The organism is Streptomyces sp. NPDC048255 (assembly GCF_040652415.1).
Taxonomy (GTDB): domain Bacteria; phylum Actinomycetota; class Actinomycetes; order Streptomycetales; family Streptomycetaceae; genus Streptomyces.
In genome coordinates this window covers 1-24,683 of the sequence record NZ_JBEZMA010000024.1, presented here as the reverse complement: position 1 = coordinate 24,683, position 24,683 = coordinate 1, and the positions used below count along the sequence as shown (strand labels likewise).

General features: G+C 71.6%; 24 protein-coding genes and 1 pseudogene. 7 read left to right on the top strand and 18 right to left on the bottom strand.

What is annotated here, in order from left to right:
- Positions 1-16 precede the first annotated feature (16 nt).
- Positions 17-811 carry an MBL fold metallo-hydrolase gene (locus AB0D94_RS20130; protein WP_362053446.1) on the bottom strand — a complete coding sequence of 265 codons (795 nt, stop codon included), beginning with the start codon at positions 809-811 and terminating at the stop codon, positions 17-19.
- Between the two features lie 238 nt (positions 812-1,049).
- A complete protein-coding gene (locus tag AB0D94_RS20125) occupies positions 1,050-1,667 on the bottom strand; it encodes an ATP-dependent endonuclease (RefSeq protein WP_362053443.1) in 618 nt (205 codons plus the stop codon).
- A 124-nt stretch (positions 1,668-1,791) separates the two neighbouring features.
- Here AB0D94_RS20125 and AB0D94_RS20120 point away from each other — a divergent pair, with 124 nt between their 5' ends.
- On the top strand, positions 1,792-2,796 hold the full coding sequence (locus AB0D94_RS20120) for a BtrH N-terminal domain-containing protein (protein ID WP_362053440.1): 1,005 nt from the start codon (positions 1,792-1,794) through the stop codon (positions 2,794-2,796).
- A gap of 33 nt (positions 2,797-2,829) precedes the next feature.
- Here the strand turns inward: AB0D94_RS20120 and AB0D94_RS20115 are convergent, their stop codons facing one another.
- From AB0D94_RS20115 to AB0D94_RS20065, 11 genes and pseudogenes are all read right to left on the bottom strand, one after another.
- Positions 2,830-3,336, bottom strand: a complete 507-nt coding sequence (locus AB0D94_RS20115; RefSeq protein WP_362053437.1) for a hypothetical protein — start codon at positions 3,334-3,336, stop codon at positions 2,830-2,832.
- Between the two features lie 90 nt (positions 3,337-3,426).
- Positions 3,427-4,815 carry a HAMP domain-containing sensor histidine kinase gene (locus AB0D94_RS20110; RefSeq protein ID WP_362053434.1) on the bottom strand — a complete coding sequence of 463 codons (1,389 nt, stop codon included), beginning with the start codon at positions 4,813-4,815 and terminating at the stop codon, positions 3,427-3,429.
- On the bottom strand, positions 4,812-5,537 hold the full coding sequence (locus AB0D94_RS20105) for a response regulator transcription factor (RefSeq protein ID WP_362053431.1): 726 nt from the start codon (positions 5,535-5,537) through the stop codon (positions 4,812-4,814). The genes AB0D94_RS20110 and AB0D94_RS20105 overlap by 4 nt, the downstream gene beginning before the upstream one ends.
- A 50-nt stretch (positions 5,538-5,587) precedes the next feature.
- Positions 5,588-6,157 carry a hypothetical protein gene (locus AB0D94_RS20100; RefSeq protein WP_362053428.1) on the bottom strand — a complete coding sequence of 190 codons (570 nt, stop codon included), beginning with the start codon at positions 6,155-6,157 and terminating at the stop codon, positions 5,588-5,590.
- 96 nt (positions 6,158-6,253) lie between these two features.
- Positions 6,254-7,038 (bottom strand): annotated as a pseudogene (locus AB0D94_RS20095) (cytochrome c biogenesis protein CcdA).
- Positions 7,035-7,649: a TlpA disulfide reductase family protein gene (locus AB0D94_RS20090; RefSeq protein WP_362053425.1), complete on the bottom strand. Its 615-nt coding sequence runs from the start codon at positions 7,647-7,649 to the stop codon at positions 7,035-7,037. The pseudogene AB0D94_RS20095 and the gene AB0D94_RS20090 overlap by 4 nt, the downstream one beginning before the upstream one ends.
- Positions 7,646-8,440, bottom strand: coding sequence for a thioredoxin family protein (locus AB0D94_RS20085; protein WP_362053422.1), 795 nt, complete (start codon positions 8,438-8,440; stop codon positions 7,646-7,648). The genes AB0D94_RS20090 and AB0D94_RS20085 overlap by 4 nt, the downstream gene beginning before the upstream one ends.
- 327 nt (positions 8,441-8,767) lie before the next feature.
- Entirely contained in the window at positions 8,768-9,331 is a 564-nt protein-coding gene (locus AB0D94_RS20080) for a hypothetical protein (RefSeq protein ID WP_362053419.1), read from the bottom strand.
- Positions 9,332-9,599: 268 nt separating this feature from the next.
- A complete protein-coding gene (locus tag AB0D94_RS20075) occupies positions 9,600-10,445 on the bottom strand; it encodes a CAP domain-containing protein (protein ID WP_362053416.1) in 846 nt (281 codons plus the stop codon).
- Positions 10,446-10,682: 237 nt separating this feature from the next.
- Positions 10,683-11,723, bottom strand: a complete 1,041-nt coding sequence (locus AB0D94_RS20070; RefSeq protein WP_362053413.1) for a winged helix DNA-binding domain-containing protein — start codon at positions 11,721-11,723, stop codon at positions 10,683-10,685.
- Between the two features lie 178 nt (positions 11,724-11,901).
- Positions 11,902-13,443: a SpoIIE family protein phosphatase gene (locus AB0D94_RS20065; RefSeq protein WP_362053410.1), complete on the bottom strand. Its 1,542-nt coding sequence runs from the start codon at positions 13,441-13,443 to the stop codon at positions 11,902-11,904.
- A 416-nt stretch (positions 13,444-13,859) separates the two neighbouring features.
- On the opposite strand from AB0D94_RS20065, the gene AB0D94_RS20060 reads away from it, so the two are divergent.
- Positions 13,860-14,279: an SgcJ/EcaC family oxidoreductase gene (locus AB0D94_RS20060; RefSeq protein ID WP_362053406.1), complete on the top strand. Its 420-nt coding sequence runs from the start codon at positions 13,860-13,862 to the stop codon at positions 14,277-14,279.
- A 347-nt stretch (positions 14,280-14,626) separates the two neighbouring features.
- Complete coding sequence (locus AB0D94_RS20055; RefSeq protein ID WP_362053403.1) at positions 14,627-15,910, top strand: hypothetical protein; 1,284 nt, start codon at positions 14,627-14,629, stop codon at positions 15,908-15,910.
- Between the two features lie 190 nt (positions 15,911-16,100).
- Here AB0D94_RS20055 and AB0D94_RS20050 read toward each other — a convergent pair whose 3' ends face one another.
- Both AB0D94_RS20050 and AB0D94_RS20045 read right to left on the bottom strand, forming a co-directional pair.
- Positions 16,101-17,141 carry a vWA domain-containing protein gene (locus AB0D94_RS20050; RefSeq protein ID WP_362053400.1) on the bottom strand — a complete coding sequence of 347 codons (1,041 nt, stop codon included), beginning with the start codon at positions 17,139-17,141 and terminating at the stop codon, positions 16,101-16,103.
- 183 nt (positions 17,142-17,324) lie between these two features.
- Positions 17,325-17,861 (bottom strand): NUDIX hydrolase family protein, encoded by a 537-nt coding sequence (locus AB0D94_RS20045; RefSeq protein WP_362053397.1) that lies wholly within the window; start codon positions 17,859-17,861, stop codon positions 17,325-17,327.
- Between the two features lie 439 nt (positions 17,862-18,300).
- Between AB0D94_RS20045 and AB0D94_RS20040 the strand changes: the two genes are divergently transcribed.
- Positions 18,301-19,086 carry a hypothetical protein gene (locus AB0D94_RS20040; RefSeq protein WP_362053394.1) on the top strand — a complete coding sequence of 262 codons (786 nt, stop codon included), beginning with the start codon at positions 18,301-18,303 and terminating at the stop codon, positions 19,084-19,086.
- Between the two features lie 166 nt (positions 19,087-19,252).
- The gene (locus AB0D94_RS20035; RefSeq protein WP_362053391.1) at positions 19,253-20,473 is read left to right on the top strand and encodes a cytochrome P450; all 1,221 of its coding nucleotides are present in this window, start codon (positions 19,253-19,255) and stop codon (positions 20,471-20,473) included.
- Between the two features lie 90 nt (positions 20,474-20,563).
- On the opposite strand, the gene AB0D94_RS20030 is transcribed toward AB0D94_RS20035, so the two are convergent.
- From AB0D94_RS20030 to AB0D94_RS20020, 3 genes are all read right to left on the bottom strand, one after another.
- Positions 20,564-21,676: an ABC transporter substrate-binding protein gene (locus AB0D94_RS20030; protein WP_362053388.1), complete on the bottom strand. Its 1,113-nt coding sequence runs from the start codon at positions 21,674-21,676 to the stop codon at positions 20,564-20,566.
- Positions 21,677-21,801: 125 nt separating this feature from the next.
- On the bottom strand, positions 21,802-22,155 hold the full coding sequence (locus AB0D94_RS20025) for a hypothetical protein (RefSeq protein ID WP_362053385.1): 354 nt from the start codon (positions 22,153-22,155) through the stop codon (positions 21,802-21,804).
- Between the two features lie 117 nt (positions 22,156-22,272).
- The gene (locus AB0D94_RS20020) at positions 22,273-23,046 is read right to left on the bottom strand and encodes a class I SAM-dependent methyltransferase (RefSeq protein WP_362053382.1); all 774 of its coding nucleotides are present in this window, start codon (positions 23,044-23,046) and stop codon (positions 22,273-22,275) included.
- A 192-nt stretch (positions 23,047-23,238) separates the two neighbouring features.
- Here AB0D94_RS20020 and AB0D94_RS20015 point away from each other — a divergent pair, with 192 nt between their 5' ends.
- Together AB0D94_RS20015 and AB0D94_RS20010 are read left to right on the top strand one after the other, a co-directional pair.
- Positions 23,239-23,964, top strand: a complete 726-nt coding sequence (locus tag AB0D94_RS20015) for a helix-turn-helix domain-containing protein (RefSeq protein ID WP_362053379.1) — start codon at positions 23,239-23,241, stop codon at positions 23,962-23,964.
- Positions 23,965-23,996: 32 nt separating this feature from the next.
- On the top strand, positions 23,997-24,551 hold the full coding sequence (locus AB0D94_RS20010; RefSeq protein ID WP_362053376.1) for a DUF3291 domain-containing protein: 555 nt from the start codon (positions 23,997-23,999) through the stop codon (positions 24,549-24,551).
- Positions 24,552-24,683: the final 132 nt, after the last annotated feature.

Genomic DNA, 24,683 nt, shown 5'->3' with positions numbered 1-24,683 from the left:
CGCCGCACCCGGCTGGTCAGGCGTCCAGGGGGCGCCAAGCCGGGCCGGCTCCGTCCTGCTGGACGTGTCCGAACACCACGTCGGCGAAGTGCACGCCGAAGCCGATCGTGCCGGGCTCCGCCAACTCGGCCACGAGGCGGCTGCGGTGGTCGGCGGTACGGGTGCGGTCGTGGTCGAAGGCCGAGGACCACGCGGGGTGGTCGACCTGGATCGGCGAGTGCATGGCGTCACCGAAGGCGATCAGTCGCCGTCCGCCCCCGGTGATGACGTACTCGGCGTGCCCGACGGTGTGGCCGGGGGCGATCCGCACGCGTACGCCGGGGAAGATCTCCTGCCCGTCCGTGATCGTCCGTACGCGCGGTGCGAGGGCCGCGACCTGCTCGGTCATGCCCTGGGCCTCCAGGAGGTCGCGCCGGTCCCACTCCGGTTCGGAGACCAGGTAGTCGGCGTGGGCGAACAGCGGCCGGTCGCCGCCGGGGGCGGGATGGCAGGCCCAGCCGAGGTGGTCGGAGTGGAGGTGGGTGAAGGCCACCGCTTCGATGTCCTCGGGTCGGCGGCCGAGTTCGGCCAGGCCGTGCGGGAGCGTGCCTCCGCGGATCGCACCGAGGGGGCCGTCCGGAACCTCGAGCGTCTGCGGGCCGAACCCCGCGTCGATCAGCAGCGCGCGGTCGCCGTGCTCCACCAGCAGACCGCCGACGCTCCCCACGAGGTGGCCCGTGGCGTCCAGGTACTCCGGGTGCGCGGCCCAGACCTCGTCGGTGGTGTCCTGGAGCAGCTGCAGCGGCCGGAGCCGCACATCGCCGTCCGGCACGTACGACACCCTCGTGTCGCCCAGCCGTATCGAGCGGATCTCTCCGCTGTCCGGCCTCACCGCGCAGGATCAGCGCGTCCTGCACGGCCTGCTGGAGCAGGCCATCACCTCTCCGTGAGTCGGCATTGCCGGCGGGGGCCTTGTTCCGCCACCTGCCGCAACGCCCGTTGCTCACGGGCAGGAACGCTCGCGGCCGGGCGTCCCTCTCCTCTCCTTCTCCTCGAACACCGCCCAGCGGTCACAGGCTGGTGAGCAGGCCGTCCAGGGGGGCGGGTACGCGGTCGGGAGCGAGGGCCTCGACGAGGGCGCGGCCGTATCGGATCTTGCGCCCCTTCTTCGTGCCGAGGAAGCGCCGCAACTGCTGCTGTGAGGTGCGGCCCTGCTGTGCGGGCTGGCGCAGGAAGGTCTGCAGGGCGCGGTGGTCGCCCTCCGCCCGGACGAGCTCCTCCACCCTGGTCACGCCCAGCGCGCGGATGAGCTCGTCCTCCAGATCCGCGGCGCAGACGAAGAACCCTTGCTGCGCCGCGTCGGCAGGCTCCAAGCCGCGCGCGTAGTAGGCACGCTCCGCCTCGTCGCACAGTCCCGTGAGGCGCAGGCCCAGGCCGGATGGCCCGAGGAGGCGGGCGAAGCGCCCGATGCTCATCGCACCGCCCATCGGCAGGACGCAGACCCCTTCGGCCGCCAGGTTCCGGCCACGTCGCTCGGCCAGCGCACTGACCGCCGCGGCGTCGCTCGGCCCTTCGAGCAGGACGACGGTCCGGACGGGCAGCCGCCCGGCCAGCTCGCGCGCGCGGTCGCCGGGGCCACCGGCCGCCCACGCGGTGACCGCTTCCCGGAACGCCCCCATGTCAGCCATGAGCCGAGTCTCCGCCCCTTCCGCCCGCCACGGTAGGGAATTTCCGCCAGGGCGTAGATCGGCGCCCCGGAGCGGCTGGTGGCGGGCGCGCGGTCACTGCGGTTTCCGCGGTTAGGCTGACCGCATGACTGTGCTCGTGTACGAAGACTTCGGTACCGGACGCCACCGCGAGGCCTCCCTGATCCGCCACGCCCTGGGCAGTGTCCATGACGAGGAGCTCGTCGCCGGCCTGGCCGGCGGGATCGGCTTCATGTACTTCGTCTTCGAGTACGCGGGCCGGCTGCCCATCGCCACGATCGTCGCCCAGGCCCACCCCGAGCCCTGGGTGCAGGTCGCGCTCGGCCGCCTGGGGATCCCGTACGACGCCACGCGCGCGATGAAGCCCCGCTGGGGCCGGGTCCGTGCCGCCCTCGACGAGGGGCAGCCTGCCTTCTGCGTGGTCGACCGCTCCTCCCTGCCGTGGCACAAGGCCGACCCCGACGCCGAGATGACGGGCGCCGACCCGTACACCGTCGTCATCGCCGGCTACGACGGTGACGACCTGCTGATCGAAGACGGTGCCGAGACCCCGTACCGGATCGACCGCGAGGAGTTCGGGGCTGCCTGGACCGCGCACCGCAAGGGCCGCCACCAGCTGATCGTGCCCACCGGGCCGGCCGAGGGGGAACCGGACGTGGCAGGGGCGATCGCCTCCACCGTCACGCACCTCACCGGGCCGGTCCTGGGCAACAAGTTCGACGTGAACTTCGGCTTCAGCGGGATGGAGAAGTTCGCCGCACAGCTGCGCGACAGCACCACGAAGGTGGGCTGGGAGCGCCGGTTCGGCAGTTCGCCCGAGGCCTTCCGCGCCGGCACCGGGCGGCTGTACGCGTGCCTGGAAGAGGAGTGGACCGCCCCGGGCGCGACCCGGCCCCTGTACGCCGATTTCCTCGACCTCGTGGGGCGCCCGGAGGCTGCCGGGCTCTTCAGGGAGTCCGCCCGACACTGGTCGGAGCTGGCCGCGCTCGCCCGCGACGCCGACCCGGATGCGGGTACCGAAGAGCGGCGGGATCTCTTCGACGCGTGCGCGGAACGCGTGGACCGCTGCCTGGACCTGGAGCGACAGGCGGTCCGGGCGCTCCAGGGTTAGTACCCGTCACAGGCGTCTGGTCGGGCCCGGTCGTCAGGATGCGCCCGGGCCCTCGAAGAGGTTTCGATAAAGGTCCTGCCTGCGGCGCTGCTCCAACAGCTCCTCCACGGTGCTGCGCACCCGGCTTTCCCGCCTCGTGCGGTCCTCCTCCCGCCGAGCCTCCTCGCGGCGCATGTTCTCCTTGTCGCGTCGAGCTACGGCCGCAGCTGCCTTGCGCCACTTGCCCACCGACCACCACAGCTTCGGGCAGTCCGCGGCGCCGTCCGCAGGGATTCCCAGGGCCGCCCATCTCTCTGGCGCGTACCCTTTGACCTGCGCGGATTCCTCCAGCTCCCGCAGCAGGCCTATCACCGTCCCTACCGCGGCGCACGGCGCGCGATCAGCCCGGCCGCCGCTCCGATCCTGCGCCCGCGGCAGCGCATCGACCGCCGCGGCGACCGCGTCCAGGGGCGAAGGATGCGCCAACGACTCCACGGCCGCCAGCACTTCCTCCTTGCTCGGAGCGTACGTGCGCCGCTCCTCCCCGCTCGTACCCACCACCCGGATCCCCCCGCTCCCCGGCATCCCCGCGCTCGCACATCCAACGCAACGGTACGAACTGCCCGTGCCTTGAGGAAGGCCGCAAGAGGGCTACCGTCCGCGGCGCCGGGAGATGCGGGAGCGGTGGCCGGACGGGGCCGGCGGGGCCAGGGCGAAGGTCACCGTGATGTGCGCCCCTCCGAGCGGCCCGCGGGCGATGCGCATCGTGCCGCCCGTCGCGCTCGCGGCCCGCTGCGCGATGTCGAGACCCAGCCCCGTGGAACCGGTGCTGCTCCCGCGGGAGAGGGCCCGGTCCGGTTCCGGGATGCCCGGTCCGCCGTCCTCCACGACCAGTTCCACGGCCTGGGCCGTGCGGACGACGCGGACGCCGAACGGGGTCCCGGCGGCGGTGTGGCGGAAGACGTTGCCGATCAGCGCGTCCACCACGGCGGCGACGTCGTCGTCGGAGAGGCCGACGGCCGTCGGCTCCTGTGTGAGGTCGAGGGAGCAGGACCGGTTCTGCTGCCCCGCCAGGACCGTCCAGAAGGCGGTCCGGCGGCGGACGACGTCGGCCGCCTCGCAGCGGGGACCGGACGAACCCGCCCCGCCCGCCGGCCGCCCCGCGGGCGGTTCCGTACCGAGCATGCCCTGGCCCATGGGGCCCACCGCGAGCGGCGTGCGCGCCGCGGCGATGATGGCCTGGAGCTCCGTCTCCAGCTCGCCGACCGCCGCCTCGACCCTGGCCGACTCCGGTGTGCCGGCCATGCGTTCCGACGCCAGGTGCAGGGCGGTCAGCGGCGTGCGCAGCCGGTGGGAGAGGTCGGCGACGAGTTCGCGTTCGACGGCGAGCAGCTCGTTCATCCGGTGGGCCATCGCGTTGAAGGCGACGCCCGCGTCCCGCAGCTCCCTGGGGCCCATGGGGTCCACCCGGGCGTCCAGGTCGCCCTGGCCGAGCGCGTGCGATGCCTGCGCCAGCCTCTTCGAGGAGCGGACGACCTTCGCGCCGAGCCGGTCGGCGACCAGGACGGAGCCGGCGATCAGCCCCACGGCGAGGAAGACCATCACCGCCCACGACTCCTTCACCCCGCGGGTGAGTTCCGCCTGCGGCACGAAGTTCTCGATGACGGCGACCTCGTCGCCCGGCAGCACCACCGGCTGCAGGCAGATCCAGCCGTCCGGGATCTCCTGCGAGATCGACTCGCGCCCCCGCTGCGCCCGTTCGAGCAGGGCCGCGGGGGCCTTGGACGTGCCCAGGGCTCCAGACCCAGGCAGGTGCACGACCAGGTGCTCGGACGCGTCCAGGCTCGCCGCGGACTCCCGCAGGGCGTCCGGGTCCGTGGTCAGGGTGAGGACCGGCGCCAGGGCGGCGGCACGCTGTTCGGCGGCCGTGACGCCCTGCTCCTTGACCAGCGACATCACCAGGGCGGCCAGCGGTATGAGGAAGGAGAGGGCGACCATGGAGGTGACGGCGAGCGCCACTCCGGCCAGTGAGCGTCTCAACGCGGTGCCACCAGCTTGATGCCGACACCGCGGACGGTCAGCAGGTAGCGCGGTGCCGCCGCGCGTTCGCCGAGTTTGCGGCGCAGCGACGACAGGTGCACGTCGACCGTCTGGTCGTCCACGTACGGCTCGCGCCAGACCTCGGTCAGCAGACGCCGTTTGGAAACGACCTGCCCGGTGTGGTGGGCGAGGAAGGCCAGCAGGTCGAACTCCCGGCGGGTGAGGCGCAGTTCGCGTCCGGCCAGATACGCGGTGCGCGCGCCCGGGTCCACCGCAAGCTCGCCCACGGTGGTGGGGCGCAGCGGTTCGGTGGCCGGAGCCACCGCTGCCCCGGCCGCGACGCCGCCCACGGGGGGCACGCTGCTGGTGCGCCGCAGGACGGCGGAGAGACGGGCGAGGAGCTGTCCCCCGGAGAAGGGCTTGACCAAGTAGTCGTCGGCTCCCGCGTTGAGGAGGTTGATGATCTCCGACTCGTCGTCGCGGGCGGTGGCCACCAGCACGGGTACGGAGGAGATCCCGCGGATCATGCGCAGGGCGTCCCCTCCGTCCAGGTCGGGCAGGCCCAGGTCGAGGACCACCGCGTCGACAGGCGACTGCGTGACCTCGCGCAGCGCGCCGAACCCGTCGGCTGCGCTGCGTACGGCATACCCGTGCTCCGTCAGGACCTCGATCAGTGACTGGCGGATGCTGGGGTCGTCTTCCACGACCAGGACGCTCGGCATGCGGACACCTTAGGGGCTGGGCCGGGCGGGGACGCGGACAGGTCACCACCTCAGGGGGCGACGAACGTCGGACCGTCGTCCGTGACGCGCAGGTGTACGGGGCGGTCGGACACCGGGATGGTGCAGCCGTCCTGGGTGCTGCAGCTCGCGTAACCGATCAGGACCGTCGCCTCCCCGCTCCCCGAGGCGCGGACGGCCAGCGTCGTGGTGACCGGGCCGTCCGGGTAGACGGGGACCGGGGCATCGACCCCGGGCACCTCGATCGACCGGACCTCCGCGGCGGCCTGCAAGGTGCCCTGCGCCCCGAGGGCGCCGGTCACGGCCACCGTGGTCGGCCGGCCCACGCCCTCGATGCCGGTGGGCGGCAGATCGGTGCTGTAGAGGTGGAATCCCGCGGCCTCGGGCGTGAAGACCGCGGTGAGGGTCCCCTTCGAGGCGTGCCACTCGGACACCGAGAGCGTGACGGTGACCCCGTTCTCGGAGAAGCGCGTCGTCGGCGCGGGGCCGCCGGACGCCGCGGCGGGTTCCCCGCCGCCGCATGCCACGAGCGCGGCCAAGGGGACGAGGGCGGCCGCCATGCGGGCCCTGCGGCAGCGTCTCACCTGTGTGGAAACATTCATCTGTGTGCCTCTGCGTCGTGAGTTGCGTGTCGGTGAGTGTCGGACCGGTCGTCGGGCCCGGGATGGACGGACGGATGGACGGACGGCGCCCAGGCCCTACAGGGCCGTGGTGAAGTTCGCGCTCCACACCTGCATGCGGTAGACGAGGTCGTTCCACGCGCCGGTGGCCAGCAGCACGCCGACGAGCACGAGCATGCCCCCGCCGATGCGCAGGACCCACGGGTAATGGCGTCTGACCACGCCGAACGCCCCCAGAGCGCGGCGGAAGGCCAGCGCGGCCAGGACGAACGGCAGCCCCAGCCCGAGGCAGTAGGCGGCCATCAGCAGGGCTCCGCGGGCCGCGCTCGCCTCGGTCCAGGCGAGCGCCTGGACGGCGGCCAGCGTCGGGCCGATGCAGGGGGTCCAGCCGACCGCGAACACCGCCCCCAGCACGGGTGCTCCGGCGAGGCCCAGCGCGGGGCGCCGGTGGCTGCGGAACTCCCGCTGCGTGAAGCCCGGCAGGAAGCCCATGAAGGAGAGTCCCATGAGCACGGTGAGGACGCCGAGCACCTGGGTGACCGCCTCCTGGTGGGCGAGCAGGGTGCGGCCGAAGTACCCGAACAGGGCGCCTCCGGAGACGAGTACCGCCGTGAACCCCAGGACGAACAGGAGCGCGCCGGCCGCCATGCGGCTGCGACGCCCGCCGCGCGCGTCCGCCAGATCGGCGACCGACAGGCTGGTCACGTAGCTGAGGTAGCCCGGTACGAGCGGCAGCACGCACGGGGAGAGGAAGGAGACGAGCCCCGCGACGAAGGCCACGGGGCCGCTATCACGAGCGTTCCGTTGACGAGGGAGGAAGCGTCCGAGGCCGCGGCGAGCGGCCAGTGCACGAATGTCGTCATCCTTCCTCCACCACGCGGTCGAGCAGGGGCCGCAGTTGCTCGGCGGTGACGGCGCCGCCGATGGCGACGGCGATGCGTCCGCGGCGGTCGACCACGAGGGTCGAAGGGATCGCCTGCGGGTTGAGCACCGCGGGCGGGAAACGGAGCAGGAGCTCGCCGGCGGGGTCGTGGAGGCTGGGGAAGCCCAGGTCGTGCGCGCGTACGAAGGACTGCGCCGCGGCCCGGTCCCGGTCCCGGGTGTTGATCCCGAGGAACCGGACCCCCTCGCCCCGGGTCTGCCGGCTGAGCCGCCCCAGGTCGTCGGCCTCCGCACGGCAGGGAGCGCACCAGGAACCCCAGACGTTGAGGACGACGACCTGGCCGCGGAACCCGGCGAGGGAGACCGGCTTCCCGTCCAGGTCGTCGCCTTCCAGCGCGGGCGCCTCCTCGCGGGCGCCGGGGTCCGTGACCGTGGCCCCGGCCGCGGCACTGATACCGCCCGGCCGGTCGGCCGGCGCCCCGCCGTTGCCGCCGTCGTCGGAGTCCGTGAGGACGCCGGTCAGGAACAGGCCCGCCGCCACCGCGAGGCCGGCCCCGGCCGGGACGGCGGCCGCCCGTACCCGTCGTCTCACGAGGCCCACTTGCGCAGGAAGGAGTTGATGCCCTCCGAGGTCAGGGACGGGTTGCCCGTGACGTGGGTGTCGGTGCGCGGCGAGCCGGAGGGGGAGACGACCACCAGGACGGGCATCGTGTACGTCCCGCCCGAAGGGCTGTACTTGCGCAGGAGCGCGGAGTTGGCGGAGCTGTTGCCGCCGATGTCGACCTTGACGAGGTGGTACGAGGCCCCGAGGATCGCCGAGGTCTGCGGCTGGGCGAACACCTTGTCGGCAGCCTTGCAGTTGCCGCACCAGTTCGCGCCGAAGTCGAGCAGCACCATCCGCCCGTCGGACTTGGCCGCGCGCAGGGCCTCGTCGATCTGCTTCTGCGCGTCGGCCGAACTGTCGTAGCCGGGGCCGGGTATGCGGGCCGGCGCGGGCGCGGCCGACGTCCGGGGCGGCTTGGAGGGCGTACCGGCCGAGCCACCGGACGCGGACCCGGACCCCGACCCGGTGCCGGTGCCTGTACGGGAGGGGCTCGGTGAGGAGCCGGCCGGGGTGGCGGTGGCGGACGCGGACGGCGAGGCCGACGCGGTCGGAGACGCCTCGGGGGAGACGCTCGCCGACGCCGTCCCGGTGGGGAGCGCCGCCGAGGACTGCCCGGCGCCGGCCGGCGCGGAGGACCCGACGGGCCCGGAGGAGGGCCCGCACGCGGCGGTCAGCCCGGCGGCGACCACGGCCGCGGCGGCCAGCGGCAGGCGCCTCCTGAGGGGTGCGGCGGAGCGGGGAGGCGTCGTACGGCGTTCGGCGCGGACGGATCGGAGCATGCGAGAACTCATGGCGGAGACACCCCAAGGCAAGTAAGGCAAGTGCGGGACTGCGGGATGGGCGAAGCGCACCCCGGCTCGGTGAAACCGGGGGCCCGACGGTTCACCGGGGTCTCGTGCCCCGGTGCCGAAGGCCGCTCGGCTGACGCGAGCATAGGACCGCTCGGGGCCTGCGGAACCGCGTCGTCGCGATCTTGAGGTTGCCCTAAGGAACAGCTCACCTTCCGCTTCGGCGGAACCCGGTCCATGAGCGCATACAGGACCCCGAAACCCTGCAAAAGGGGCGGGAGTTGCCGAGCGGCCCTGATCGGCCGCCGCGGCCGGGCTTCAGAACGAGGTCTCGCGGACGCTGGCCTTGGCCCCCGGGACGATCGTCGCCGTGATCACCGACCGGTGGTCGCCGCTGGTGAACGTGACCGTGAGGGTGTCGTCGGCGGTCTGGGAGGTGGTCGCCTTGAAACCGCGGCTGGGGATCGCCGAGATCAGGCACACGCCCCGGCTCCCGTACCGGACCGTGACCTTGCCGCCCTGCGAGGGGACGGTGTGCAGGCCCGCCCCGCCCTGCTCGCAGTCGACGGTCGGCGGCGCGCTGGTCCGGGGGGCGCCCGAGGAGGCCTTGGCGGGGGAGGGGGCGGCGGGCGAGGAGGAGGGCCGCTGCGTCACGGTGGGCGAGGGACTCGCGGAGGCGGTCGCGGTCGGGGAGGCCTGATCCGGGGCCGGGCTGCCCGCCTGCCAGGCAGGGGGCGTGTCGATGACCACCGGGGCGGAGCGCGCGACCGGGGGCGTATGCCTGGTCGACCCGACCACGAACTGGACCGTGGCGAGCACGGCGGTCACGCTGGCGGCCGTGCACGACAGCCATATGAGCAGGTAGCGCGGAGTTCGGGGCACGGCCCCATAGTGGCCGACGCGGGCGGCGGCCCGTCACCGGCTCCCCTGGAAGGCCCGCAGCCGCCCGGTGGGGGCGCCGGTGGGGCGCCGGCGGGCGTACGTACGGGCGGACGGACGGGCGGGCGGCCCGGGGAACGCCGACGTCCTCCGAACCCCGGTCGGGGTCGGAGGACGTCGCGGAGCCGCTCGGCGGGCCGGTGGGGGGTTGCTTCGGCCGGTCAGCAGGCCGGTGCGGGCCGCGTCGGCCGGTCGGCACGCCGGGGCTCGGCTACTTTCCGGTGCCGAAGTTCTGCGTCCACCACGGGCCGCCGTCGCCCTTGTGCACGCCGATACCGATCTCCCGGAAGTCACAGTTGAGGATGTTGGCCCTGTGCCCGGAGCTGTTCATCCAGGCCTTCATGACCGCATCGGCGTCGGCCTGCCCGCGGGCTATGTTCTCGCCCAGGCGGGACCACTGGTACCCGGCCGCTTCCACCCGGCTGGTCATGGTGGACCCGTCGGGCCCGGTGTGGGACATGACGCCGCTGCGGGCCATGGTGTCGCTGTACGCCCGTGCGGCGGCGCTCAGCTTCGCGTTGGCCGCCAGGGGGCCGCACCCGGCCGCCGACCGCTCCTTGTTGACCAGGGCGAGGACCGCGGACTCGGCGTCGGCGTTGACCGTGCCCGAACCACCGGAGCCACCGGAGCCGCCCGAACCACTGCCCTTCGTCGGGGAGGGCTTGAGCGTCGGCTTGGCCGGCTGGGCCGCCGCCGACTTGGCCGGAGCGCTGCTCGCCGGCGGCGTGGGATCGGCAGGAGGGGTCGATTCCGTGGCGCCGGCGTCGGGCGTCGCGGACGGGCTCGCGCTCGCCGAGGCCGAGGCGTCGGGGGTGCCCGTGGGGGTCGCCTCGGTGGGGGCCGCCGTCGGGGTCGCCGGTCCCGTGGCGGACGCCGTACCGGCCGCGCCGTCGGCCCGCTGGTCCGTGCGGTCGTCACCGTTGGAGTCGGCCACCGCGACCCCGACCGCCACGACCGCGACAGTCGCGGTGACGGACAGCAGGATGCGCGTGCGCGCCGTCTTTTTCCGGCGCGCCTCGACGCGGGACGGGGTTCCGGGAGTTCGACTGCGGCTCATGCAGGTAACACCTCGCTGGAGAGGGGGAGGAGGGGGGTCCCTGGGAGTGTTTGGGGGCCCGCCCGAGCCTAGGTCCGTGACCAGGGAAAAGAGCGCCCTGGAGGGGTTCTTCAGAGTCCCCTAAGGAAGCCCGCAGAATCGGAACAGGGACGATGCGGGGCAATGACCCCAACTCGCCCCGTCCACGCGGGGGGCGACGCGGGGCAACGCGCGGACGCGCAGCGTGCGACGGGCGATCTACGCGTGGGCGCCGGTGTTGATGGTGCCGATGGTGAGGGTGGGGCGGGCCTGGAGGATGCTGCCGATCCTCTCGGCTTGTCGGCCCAGTTGCCGGTTCTGACGTGAGTTCAGGGTGCGGAGCGGTTCGACGGTGATCGCGACCTGGCTGCCCGTCTTCCTCTGCTGCCAAACGCCTGCGACCACGCCGTCGATCAGGAGGACCGGGAAGTTGCCTGCCTGGCTGGTTCTGGAGAGCGCCCGCTGCCATGCGGTGCCCGGGAACAGCAGCTCCCGCGGCTGGGAGCCGACGGTGAAGGCGTCGAAGTGCGGCAGCAGCAGCACGCCTTGTGCGGCGTCGCCGGGTTCGGTGTCACCGTAGGCGGTCCAGGCGCTGGTGCCTTCCACCCTGACCTCGGTGAGGTCGCTCGCTTCGAACAGGCGGCGTGCCCAGCCGGGGGTGGTGGCCAGCCACCGGGCGAAGTGCTGCGGAGTCGCCGGCCCGTAGGAGTGCAGGTAGCGGCCCAGCAGCCAGTCGATCGCCCCGGTGTGCGGGGCGGGGGAGAAACCGGGCAGCCAGCGGCCGGGGTTGGTGTAGGTGGCGTTGCGGCCCTTGTCCGGGCCGAAGCACAGCACACCTCTGTGGGCGGCGGTGCCGACCATCTGGCGCCAGCGCGGCCACATCGTCTGGAACGCGGGCATCACCGGGTCGACGGCCCAGGTTCCGACCCGGTCGGCCAGTGCTTCGCTCAGCTCATCGACGGTCAGCTCCGCGTCGGCCAGGATCACGCCGATCGCGGCGACGAGCTCGTCGGTCTGCTCCGCGGTCAGCCGCGCCTCGGGCGCGAGCCGCCCAGCGGCGGGTACGGCTCCCAGTGCCCCGCACCACAGGGCCAGCTCGGACGCCGGAAGCAGATGGATCGTGCCGCGTGGCCCGAACGTCTTGATCAGGCTGTGGTCCGACCACAGCGCCTCCCGCACACCTACGCGCGTGACGCCGTCCAGCCGTAGGCCGATCGATACCTCGGCGGCCGACAACACCTGGGCATGCGCGCCACACATCGCTGCCGCCGCCTCGGCCGGGCTGCCCAGTGGCGACACCAGGCCATGCCGCCGCAACCGCCGCCCGCAGACATCCACCCATGTGAGATCCACGCCCGCACCTAAGCACGCACGGCATCGGCCGGCAGAGCCGACGCCCCCGGCCCGTGACGGAAACGGGCCGGATCCGCGTACGGCCTCAGCGCGGCCCGCGAACCGCCGGAGGCGTTTCGAGCTCGGCAGTGTGCCCGCCCGGCGGTGTGGCCCGGGCGATGAGCAGGGCCACGTCGTCGTGGTCTCCCGGGTGACGCAGCGTGTGCAGCAGCAGGTCGCAGGTGGTTTCCAGCGATCGGTGGGGGTCGTCGAGGACGTCCAGCAGAGCCTCCAGGCGTTCGTCGATCGCCTGGTCGCGGGTCTCCACCAGGCCGTCGGTGTACAGGACGAGCTGATCGCCCGGCTCGAAGCGGAGGCGCGTCGTGTGGAAGGCGACACCGCAGCCGCCCAGGGGTGCGCCGGACGGTACGTCGAGCAGCTCTCGTGTCCCGTCCCGGTGAAGGAGGGCGGGCGGCAGGTGGCCGGCGAGGGAGAGGCGGCACTGCGCCTCGTGGGGGTCGTATACGACATAGACGCAGGTGGCGATGGTGTCGAGACCATCGGTGACGTGGTCGAGATGATAAAGAACATCGGCGGGGTCGAGGTCGAGGTCGGCCAGCGTGCGGGTGGCGGTGCGCAGCTGGCCCATGGTGGCTGCGGCGACGACCCCGCTGCCCATGACGTCGCCGACGACCAGGGCGGTCTTCTCACCGCTCAGGGGGATGACGTCGAACCAGTCGCCGCCGATCTCGATGGCGGCCTGGGCAGGGCGGTAGCGGGTGGCGACTTCCAGACCCGGCCGCCGCGGTGGTGTGGGGGGCAGCAGGCTGCGCTGGAGGGTCAGGGCGGTGTGGCGTTGCTCCTCCACGGCGCGGTGGCGCTCGGTGACATCCACGCTGGAGGTGGCCACTCCCAGCACTTTCCCGTTGGGGGCTTCGAGCCGGTAGAACGAGATCGACCAGGCGTGGTCGTGGTCCGGGTCGGCCGGAGTCCGGCCGACGGTGTACTGGTCCACGATCGGGATGCCGGTGTCCAGGACCTCCCGCATCGCCGCCTCGAAGGACTCGTCCAGGAAGGGCAGCACCTCATGGACGTGGCGCCCGATGTGCTCGGCGGCGGGAACGCCGTTCATCTGCTCCTCCGCCGGGTTGACCGAGACGTACCGAAGGTCGGTGTCCAGTACACCCAGTCCGGTCGGTGACTGGGCGACCAGCTGGGCGGACAGTGCCAGCTCGCGTTCGACCTGCCGTACGGTCGACTGGTCGGTGGCCAGACCCAGGGCCCAGTAGTCCCGCGCGCCGTCCTGCAGCCGCATGTTGCGGAATTCCACCATCCGTGTGCTGCCGTCCTTGTGCCGGACGGGGAACACGCCCGCCCAGCTGCCGCCACCCCCCATGACCTGGGCAAACATGTCCAGCACGAGGTCCCGGTAGTCCTCGTGGACCAGCAGATGGCCGGCGAACGCACCGAGGGCCTCCTGTGCGCTGTAGCCGAACAGGTCCTCGGCCTGCGGGCTCCACAGATCGATCTTGCCCTCGGCATCGAGGAGCACAGCCGCGACGTTCAGCACATCCAGCAGGCCGCCCGGCCCGGACGGAACGGCCCGCGCCGCGCCGGGACCGCTCCGCAGGGGCTCGGTTGCGTTCATCGTCCGGGCTCTCCTTCCGGCCGGCTCAGACTCCTGCCGCATTGCCGCGCCGAGGCCATGTACCGGCACCGGTGGTCCCGCCCGACTCCATCGTCCCCCTCCGTCGGCCGCTCGTGCACGCCGCGCCGTCCGGTGACGAGCGGACGCACGGGCCCCGCCGCTCCGGGCGGAGCGGTACGGGGACCGGGCGCCGTGCCCGCATCGACGCAGGCCAGGCACCCCGGTCACGCCGCCGACCGGGCGAAATCATCGATCCCAGGCGGTGCCACGGCCTAGTCAGGGGGGCCCTCGTGGGCGAGGGTGGCGGAGAAGCGCATCCGCCGCCTGGCGCCGCTCGATCCTCCGCGACGAGCAGCGCGGTGACCTGGAACGTTCACCGCCGGAGCCGGGCTGTCGAAGGGACCGTGAGTTGATCCATGACGGGTGACGAGGAGCAGATTCGTCTCTTGATCGAACGGTGGGCCGCAGCGGTACACGCAGCCGACCTGGACGGCGTCCTGGCGGACCATGCCGACGACATCGTGATGTTCGACGTGCCGCCGCCGCGGGAGGGCGTTCGCGGGATCGATGCCTATCGCGAGACGTGGCCGCCCTTCTTCGAGTGGCAGGCACAAGGCGCCTCGTTCGAGATCACATCACTGGAGATCACAGCCGGCGAGGACGTGGCCTACGCTCACGCCCTGCTGCGCTGCGGAACGCCGCAGGAGCTTGCCGAGGATCCGTCGAACCGCCTGCGACTCACGGTGGGCCTGCGCAAGGAGCAGGGCCGGTGGGTTGTCGCGCACGAACACCACTCCTTCCCCGACACCTCCAGCGGGGATCAACCGCCGGCCTGACGACCCGCCCACCCGCCGCCGTATCCGGGCAGGGAGGGTTGATCAGGTCGGCGGCCTGGCAGCAGGTGAAGCCGGGGTTGCGGCGGGGGCTGCGGTCGCGGCCGGCGGTCCAGGCGTGGTTGCGGGTCATGACCCGCAGAGGGACCGCCGGGCTCGCGGCGGCAAGCTGCCCTGCGGTGTGCCGGCGCCGCCCCGGCCGTCAGCCGGAGCCGGGAGGCAAGGAGCGGACGCCCGGCGGGGGCGACACCAAGGGTTGCGCCACCGGCTTCAACTCGCGGGCTGCGGACTGTGGCTGACGGGGGCGGGGGTTTGCACTGAAGGGTTGCGAAGATCTAGATTTTCGCCGCATGACCATGTCACGCAGGACGATCATCAAGGGAATTGCCGCCGCGCCGTTCATCACCGCCGCCGGCGCTGCCATCGCCCCCGCCACAGCCCAGGCGGGCACCCTCACGCCCGGACAGTTCACGCTGGCCGAGCGGACCTCGAACGCCTCGGGGCAGTTCGCGGACCACATAGCGGGCCTGGCGCGGGTCCTGCCCACCGCGGGGGTCTCCGAGGTGCTGGCCACAGCCAACCGCCCCGCCGCCAAGCTCTCCTCGGCGCCGGCCGGCGTCGGCGGCTTCTCGCACGGCTTCACCTGGAACCCCGGCGACCAGGACGCGGTCGAATGGATCCCGCAGGGGATCACCACCAGCGCCGATGCGCTCGGCGCCGGCCTGTGGCCCGCGGGCGGCAAGCGGGTGGTCCTGGTTTCCTGGTACTTCGAGACCGACCCGGACCAGGACGAGGTGGACGAGTTCGCGATCGACAAGGGAATCCGCCTCAGCTTCGTCGACTACAGCTCGGCCTCAGCACCCGTGTACCGGCACGTCCTCCTCGTCGAGCCCGTCCGCGCGAGCGACGGCACGTACACCTACCAGCCGGTCCGCAAGCACGCGGGCGGGATCATGTGGTACGGAAACCGGCTGTACGTCGTCGACACGTACAAGGGCCTGCGGGTCTTCGACCTGGACCGAATGTTCGAGGTCAGCACCGGTCTCCCGGACGTCTGCGGGAGGCACACGGACGGCCGCTACCACGCGTACGACTACCGGTTCGTCGTGCCGCAGATCGCAGCCTACGACAACACCGGCACCCTGCTGCGCTTCTCGGCGATCGGCCTCGACCGCGCGTCGAGCCCGGACAGCCTCACCGTCACCGAGTACGCCACCAGCCTGGACACCCCCGTCGTGGACTACTCCGGCAATGGGTGGAACGGCAACGGCACCAAGGTCGACACCCCCAAGATCGTGCGGTGGCCGCTGGACTACACGACGCGCAAGCTCGCCTCCACCACCGCGACCGAGGCCGTCACGGTGAAGCAGGGCAAGATCCAGGGCGTCGTCTCCCGCCAGAGCAAGCACTACCTCTCGCGCAGCGACGGCCCGTCCTCCAACGGCTACCTGCGGACGGTCGCCTCGGGCGCCGACACGCCCTCCACCGTCGTCCGCCTCGGCGTGGGCTCCGAGGACCTGAGCTTCCACAGCGGCACCACCGCCGACTGGGCATACGGCGAGTCCGTGATCTGGAACCTGAGCGAGTACGCGGGCCGGCGCGCCGTGTACGCCGTCTTCGCAGACGGCTCCTGACGAACGGCTGGCTGCCCCTGACGGCAGCCGCTCCCGAACGACCACGCCCCCTGACCCGTGAGCCACACCCGTCACTCCGGTCCGGGCGGCGCGGTCGCCATACGCCTGGGCCGCGCCCGCAGCCGCGGAGTTGCTGGTGGGGTGCCGGGCTGGAGAATCCGCCGGGGACCCCACCAGGGCATCCAAGGTGTCAGGACATCAGCAGGAGCCGCGTGTTCGGTACGAGCTTGCGGTTCACGCTGGTGCTCTGTACGAAGATCGTGAAGTCGTCGTTGTGGTCCGGCTTGACGCGTGCTTCCACATCCGGCAGGCCGAGCAGAGCACGGGCCTCGGGCCCCGTGTACACCCGGTCCGTCTTCTTCTCCAGCACCGCGATCTGCTTCTGCGCCTGGATCTTCTCCGACTTGCTGAGCTGGTAGAACGCGCAACCCGTACGGTAGGTGTGCCCGGATTCGGTCACCCATTCCCGGATCGCCGCGTCACGAGCCACCGGAATCAGCTGGTACTCCGACGGATTCACCGGCGTGAGACCGGCCGCCTTGATGGTGTCCTTGTTGACCACCTCCGCACCCGTGGAGAACACCGCCCGCGATCCCCGGATGCCCTGGGCGCGGCCCACCATGAACTTCTCGGTGGCCTGCTGGATGACCTGCCCTGCTTCTTCCAGACCCTGCGTGCTCGTTGCGTCCCAGATGGCGATGTTTTCCTTCGGGAAACCGCACTGCATGGCCTCGCGCTTGCCCATCTGGTCGGGCACGAGCACGGCCAGCGTCCAGTTGTCCCCCTGCGTCTCGATCATCTCGGCGACGGCCTTCACCAGTTCACGCGAATCCCTGACAGGGGCATCCGGGCAGCGATGACTTGCGTTCTCCTGCCCGTCGGTGAGTACGAACGTCAGGAAGCTGTGGTCGCCGTACAGCTGAGCCGTCTGCGCCAGCTCCCGCTGCGACTTCAGTGCGGCCGCCAGCAGAGCCGTCATTCCGCCGACCTGGTACAGCTGCTTCAGCGAGGGCATCCGCAGCACGTCCTTGTCGTAGATGACGCACTCCACCTTGTCGGCGAAGACGTACACCGTGACGCGGGTCTCCTGGTCCAGTTCCTCCGACCGGCGGGCAAGATAGGCAATCTGCTGGTCGGCGACTTCGACGACCTTGCGGCTCAGGTGCGACATGGACGAACTGGCATCCAACACAAGAGCAACGTGATTGATGTAGTTCTGGCTTCCGGACATGGCAGCTCCCCCTCGTTCCGACTCGATGCTTCCACTGTCGCACCCGCCACTGACAATCGATCTTGGCTCCCGGACGGGACGAAGGGCCGGCCGGGCCGGTGATGCCTGCCGTGCTCACCGTGGACGGTGATGGCGTCCTGAGTCCGGGACCGCCGCGGCACCCGCCGCGCCCCGGGAGTGAGCTCAGTAGACGTGTCCCGCATGCGCGAGCGCCTGCTTCAGCAGCACCCCGTGCCCGCCCGGCATCTCGCTCTGCACGGACGGGGAGACCGCCTCCTGCGGGCTGAACCAGACCAGGTCCAGAGCGTCCTGCCGGGGGCGGCAGTCGCCGGTCACCGGCACGATGTACGCAAGCGACACCGCGTGCTGGCGCGCGTCGTGGTACGACGTGATGCCCGCTGTGGGGAAGTACTCGGCGACGGTGAAGGGCTGGAGGGAAGGGGGAACGTGGGGCAGGGCCACAGGGCCGAGGTCCTTTTCCAAGTGGCGCAGCAGCGCGTCGCGTACCCGCTCGTGATGCAGGACGCGGCCGGACACCAGGGTTCGGCTGACCGTTCCGTCCGGACCGATGCGCAGCAGCAGCCCGATGCTGGTTACTTCGCCGCTGTCGTCCACGCGTACGGGGACGGCCGTCACGTACAGGATCGGCATCCGGGCCCTGGCCATTTCCAGCTCGTCGGAGGACAGCCAGCCGGGCGTGGTTTCAGTCATGTCAGACATTACTTGATCATACTTTCGAGGGTGTGCTGGCGGCAGGATTCATTAGGCAGTCCGTGTAAGGGCGGTTCGTACGGACCAGGCTGCTCCACGCAGTGGCCCAGGCATGTCTTGGCAGGCACACTACGTCCCTCACCGGCGCCCCGCCGGTGACAGGGTGAGATGATGTTGCCGTGTCAGACACGCCCAAGCGCCCCCTCAGCGAGCTTCACCCGGGCGATCCCGTCCGAGCGACCATCACGAGCCACCAGCCATGGGGCATCACGGCCGAGCTCGACGCGTACGAGCCGGTCGGAGCATCACTCGACATCATCCGCCGCGGCAGCGAGCCAGGCGTGACGCCGCAGCTCCACGCTGTGAGCCGCGGGCACTTGGGTGGATGCCGGGCGCCGGGGGCGCTGCACCGGGCTCTCGCCGCCGCGGTGGGTGAGATCCTGAGCGGATGAACGACATATCCGCCGCTCTGGCGGTCGCGCGGTGGCCGCTGGCCGCGGCTGGAGAGACGGATTGGCTGAGGGAGTTGGCCTGCGACGACGGGCTCACCGGGTTCATGCCGCCGGCGCTGCCCGACGCGGCCTGGGTGCTTCACTCCATGTACGAGCACGAACTCGGGCCGACCGACATGTCGTACGCCGCATACGAACGGGCCGTGCTGATGGGCGGCGGGCCCGAGATCATCCCGGGCCTCGACCCCGCGGACGTGTTCACCGGCACGGTGGGCGAGCACCGCGGACCTCGTTGGCGCCGACTGCGCTGGGCGGAGCTCTCGCGGCGGACCGGTGATCCCGTCGTGCCCGAGGAGCGGCTGCCCTGCTGTACCTCCTTCCCTTCGTTCGAGCCGGGCGGCTGGCCGGTCGGCATCCAGGCACCGTCCGAGGGCAGCTTGAACCGGACCGACTGGAACCGCCTGGCCGACATCCTCATCGAGCACAGCCCGGGCGGCGCGGAGACCCATTGCCTGGCCTACTACAGCCCGTTGCTGCTCGGTGCCGAGGACTTCGACAACCTCCACGTCCGGACCGGCGCGCTCGCAGACGCCAAGGCGCTGTACGACCACCCCGAAGAGGACTGCTGGACTCCCTCCAACCTCTGGGCCGAGGACCGGTCCTGGGTCCTCTGCACGGATTACGACCTCTGGGCCACCAAGGTGGTGGGCCCCGCTCCGCTCATCGAGGCACTCCTCGCCGACACGGAAATCGAGGCCCTACGACTGCCCTGGGCCCCCTGATCCCGGCCCGGCCGCCCGGCCGGACCTGATGGCCTGGATCAGCGCAGGCCGGGCCGCCGATCGCGGCGCACACCGACAGGCAGGAGGACCAGGAACCGGCATTCAGGCAAACTGGGGCATATATCCTCATTCTCCGTAGCGAGTGCGACGTACTCCTGGAGGCATCATGAGTGAGCGGCCGGTCCTTCTGCCCTACGCCGACCCGGCCTTCGTCGCGAACCCCTTCCCGCTGTACCAGCGCCTGCGCGAGGACGGCCCCGTGCGCCGCGTCGTCATTGCGGGCGGCCTGGACGCCTGGCTCGTCACCCGCTACGAGGACGGGCTCGCGGCCCTGTCCGACCCCCGGCTCAGCAGCGACGTGCGCGACGCCTCGGACGCCCGTCTCCTGATCCAGCTGCCCGCGACGGAGCGCGAATCGATGCTGAGCAGCATGCTCCGCAGCGACCCGCCCGACCACACCCGCCTGCGCCGCCTGGTCTCCAAGGCGTTCACAGCCCGCAGAGTGGCCGAGATGCGGCCCCGGATCCAGTCCATCACCGACCGGCTGCTGGACGGGGTCCTCCCGGCCGGCCACGCCGACCTCGTCGCGGACTTCGCGCTCCCGCTCCCGGTCACGGTCATCAGCGAACTGCTCGGTGTGCCGGTGGACGACCGTCACGACTTCCAGCGCTGGACCGACCGCATGACCATGCGGGGCACCGAACCGCCGGACCCTGCCGTGATCAACGAGGCATGGCAGCACATGCGCGCCTACGTGACCGGGCTCATCCAGGCCAAACGGGCGGACCCCGGCGACGACCTGCTCAGCGGCCTCATCACCGCCCGGGACGAGGACCAGCAGCTGACCGAGGACGAGCTGATCGCCATGGTGTTCCTGCTGCTGGCCGCCGGCTACATCACCACGGTCAACCTGATCGGCGGCGGCATCGCCATGCTGCTCGCCCACCCCGGCCAGCTCGACCTGCTGCGCTCCGACCCCGAGCTGCTGCCGGGCGCGATCGAGGAGTTCCTCCGCTACGACGGCCCGGTCAGCCCCGGCATCGCCCGGTTCGCGCGTGAAGACGTCGAGATCGCGGGCGTGACCATCCCGCGCGGCGCGACCGTGCTGATCGCCTCCGCCATCGCCGACCGTGACCCTGCGCAGTTCCCCGACCCCGACCGCCTGGACATCACCCGGCCGGACAACGCCCACCTCGCATTCGGGCACGGCGTCCACTACTGCCTCGGTGCGCCGCTGGCCCGGCTGGAGGGGCAGATCGCCATCGGCACAGCCCTGCGCCGGCTCCCCGGCCTCGCTCTTGCCGTAGCGCCGGACGAGATCCCCTGGCGTCCCGGCGGACTGCGCGGCCCCCAGAGCCTGCCGGTGACCTTCACCCCCGGCGGCTGATGCTGCGAGGAGCGGGATCAGCAGCCCGAGCGAGATCACCGCCGACAGCCTCGAGTTCGGACAGATCCGGGCAGGCGGACCTCCGTGCTCTCAGCTGGTGTGCAGGATCCGGAAGCGGTCGGGTTCCGCCGGATCTTGATCAACGACTTGGACTGGCGTCCACGCCCATTGCCACACGCTGATGCCCGGTGTGCGGGAGAACTCGATCTGCCCGCGGGTGCCTTCGACCGAAACGTGCGGCCAGGATGCGGCAGTGCGCGCCCGGTCCGCGCCCTGGGAACGCAGCACATCGGCGAGGACGGCGACCGTGTCGTACCCCTCGAAGGCGACGAAGGAGGGCGCTGCCGCCAGCCGCTCACGGAGGGCCGTCTCGACTCGTGCACCGAGCGGGCTGAAGCGCTCGGGCAGGTAGCGCAAGAACGGAATCGCGGTGCTGTCGTCGCCCAGCGACGTCGCCCATTCGGCGAACTCCGGTTGTCCGGCCGGTGCGCCCATCATGAGACCGGCGAGGCGCTGGTCGCGGCGTACAGACTTGACGATCGACACTGCCGGCTCCGGGTGGCCGACCAGAAGAAGGAGGGCGGTCGCGCGGTTGTCGACGAGTTCGTCGCACACGGCAGCGGGGGATAGCGCGCGCATGTCGAGTTCGATGACGGTGCCGCCGCGCGGAGCGAGGCGGTCCCGCAGAATGCGGGCCCCCGATTCCCAGTAGACACTCGGCTCGGCCGCTACGGCGATTCGACTGTGGCCCGCGCTGAGGAGGAAGTCCGCGTAGATCTGCCAGCCGTGGGACTGCGCCGGGGCGAGGCGCGCGACCCATTCCGTCGGCTGTTCGGTGAGAGCGTCGAGAACCGCTGACGAGCAGAGGAACGGCAGGCCGAGGGCGTCGGCCCTGGCGGCAGCGGCGCGAGCGACGACGCTGTGGTATTCCCCCGCCAAGGCAGCCACGCCCAGGCGCGCCAGTTCATCTACGGCCGCCGCGGCCCGTTGTGGATCGGCCGCGGTGTCTCGGACCACGAGCTCGAGTGGTCTTCCGGCGATCCCGCCGGCGTCATTGACCTCGCGAACGCCCAGCTCGAGTCCAGCGAGCAAGTGTCGGCCCGCCTCGACCCAGCCGGGCCGAGTGAGCGGAACCAGAGCGCCGATCTGGACGGATGATCCGTCAGTCCGCTGCGTTCCAGGTGACGATGGCGGCGTATTCATGCGTTGGCGTCTTCCGTCTGACGATTCGGTTGTCGTTTGCCCGGAGCGCAGAGTGGCAACGTCGGCCGTCGCTCACTTGGTCCGGCTGAGCAGATGTCCTCGAAGGATCCGCAAGCCGCCCCGGCTCAGCGGAACTCGTGGACCACCTCGATCGGCCCGACCATGTGTGCGTTGAAGTCGTCCAACTCCTCAGCCGGAACCCACAACTCGAGGATCGTCCGACCCCCGGCCTGCTGGACGGGGTACCGGCTCAAGAACTCCGACTCGACCTCAAATCGGGTGACGAAGCCTACGCCGCTGTGCTTCACGTTCCAGTCCCTCGCGATCTTGATCGCGTACTCCTCGTTGAGGACCGGGTAGAAGATCGGCTGCTCGGGCAGCCGAGGAGGCCAAGCACGCCAGTTCAGCTCGCGGACCAGGTCCAGCTCGACGGGGCCGGTCGGGCGCCACAGGGTCGTCGTCGGTCGTCGGCTGGTCATGTGAAATCGCTCTCCGAATGCGGGAGGCCGCTGGTACGGCCGGCCTGGAACCGGACGATACCGGCGCCGGGAACTCAACAGCCACGCAGTTTCCGCCGCTCGTGATCCGCCGGTCGGCTACTCGTCCGAGCCCGCAGCCGACGGCGGTACCTCGAGGACGAAGAAGAGGAAGCAGGTCTTGGTCGAAAGGGCATGGAAGGCGTCGGGGAACAGCTCACGGGCGGCTGGGTCGGGCTGCGGCTCGCTGATGGCGGAAAGACGGAAGCCGGCGGTGGTGAAGGCGTCGGTCATCACGTGCAACGGCCTGCGCCAGAACCTCATGGGGACGGACTGCCCGTTGAAGGTCCAGTCGAAGGTGTAGCTGGTGGTCGCGAAGTAGTCAGGCCGAGGATCCTGGATCGTGTAGGCCACGAAAGGGTGGTCCACCGACGCGATCAGCCGGCCGCCGGGCCTGAGCACTCGCCGCAACTCGGCCAGCACCGGCCCCCAGTCCTCCAGGTAGTGCAGCACCAGCGACGCGACCACGTCGTCGAACGCACCGTCGGCGAACGGCAAGGGGTCGCTCAGGTCGACTAGGTGCAGGGTCGCTTCGTCACCGAGCCGCCGTTTTGCCAACGCCAGCATCCCGGCGCTGGCGTCGATGCCGGTGACGACCGCACCGCGGTCGCGCAGTGCAGCGGACAAGGCGCCTGAGCCACAGCCGGCGTCCAGGATCCGACGGCCGGCCACGTCACCGGCGAGGGCCAACATCCCGGGCCGCTCGTAGTACGCGTTCACGAGGTTTTCCTCGTTCTCCGCCGCGTAAGCCTCGGCGAAACGGTCGTAGTCATTCACCCGGGCCTGCTCTGCAGACCGGGCGCGACCCTCGGGCGCATCCGTCACGCGTTCCATTGCCGCAGCCTAGTAGTCACATGATCCGCAGGACAGACCCAGGTCGGCCGCGTCGACACCCGTGGCCGGCCAGTCGCCGGGTCCGGTACGGCCGACCGGCCGGGGGTGGGCTTCGGCGCGTGCCAGTCGGGGGCGGGTCCCCGGCAGGTCCGGCTTTCTATCTCCAACCTGTGTTGTTCCTAGAATGGCTGTGTGGAGGACATCGATGCGATCGCGGTGCTGCAGGATCCCGTGCGACGCCGCCTGTACGAGTACGTGGCGGCACAGGGCCGTGAGGTCGGCCGCAACGAGGCCGCCGAGGCGGCCGGGGTGGCGCGCACGCTCGCTGCGCACCATCTGGACAGGCTCACCGAGGCCGGGCTCCTGGAGAGCGGCAGCCGCCGCCTGACGGGCCGCTCGGGGCCGGGGGCGGGCCGTCCCGCCAAGGTCTACACGCGGGCGCGGGCCGAGTGGTCGGTGTCGCTGCCCGCCCGCGACTACCGCACCGCCGCCGAGCTGCTCGCCGAGGCCGCCGAGCAGGCCGGACTTGACGTCGAGCTCTGCGCGGCAGCTCGCCGCCGGGGTGAGGCCCTGCGCGGCTCGGCGGCGCCCTGCGGCGGCCTCGAAGAGGTCATGGAGGTGCTGGCCGCCCGCGGTTACGAACCGCACCTGGAAGACGTGGAGGGCGCCGAGGGCGTGCAGGACGCCGAGGGCACCGATGGCGCCGAGGGGACGACCGGGGCAGCCGCACGCGTCGTCCGTATGCGCAACTGCCCCTTCCATGCGGTCGCCGAACGCTTCCCGCCGCTCGTCTGCGGCATGAATCTCGCGCTGTTGGAGGGCTTGCTCGGTGCGGACGGCCCCGTCCGCGCTCGCATGGACGCCCGACCGGGGGAGTGTTGCGTAGTGGTCGAGAGTTCTAAAAACAATAATCATTGACATAGAAAAGCGAGGCGTGCTGGGATGAGGCCATGACCGCATCCACACATGCCGTGCACCTCGCCCAACTCAACGTCGCCACGCTCCGGCACCCCCTCGACGACCCGCGCATGGCGCCGTTCGTCGAGATGCTCGATCCGGTCAACGCCGCCGCCGACGCCGCGCCCGGCTTCGTGTGGCGGCTCGTGGAGGAGGGGGCGGCCGACGCCACCAGCCTGCGCCCGGCGGGCGAGGACGTCATCGTCAACCTGTCGGTGTGGGAGACCCAGGAGGCTCTCTGGGACTTCGCCTACCGCAGCGGGCACCTGGAGGGGATGCGGCGGCGCCGCGAATGGTTCGAACGGCACGTCGAGGCACACCTGGTGCTCTGGTGGGTCCCCGCCGGTCACCTGCCGACCGTGGACGAGGCCCTGGAGCGGCTGGCGGACCTACGGGCGCACGGGCCGTCTCCGCGCGCGTTCACCTTCGCCTCCTCCCACACCGCCGCCGAGGCCCCCCAGCACCTTCAGGCCGTGCTGCCGGCGCAGCCCGAGCAGGCTGCCCGTAGCACGCGGCCGACACCGGCCGCGGACTCGGCGGCGGTCTGAAGCAGGGGCGCTCGACCCAGCGGGGCGGCGGCACCTACTAGGTCCTGTCCGGGCGATCTTCGTGGATCAGCCCGCGTCGTCTGGTGCGGTGCATCGCAAGGCGGAGGAGCGCAGCTCGTACTCGGCCGTACT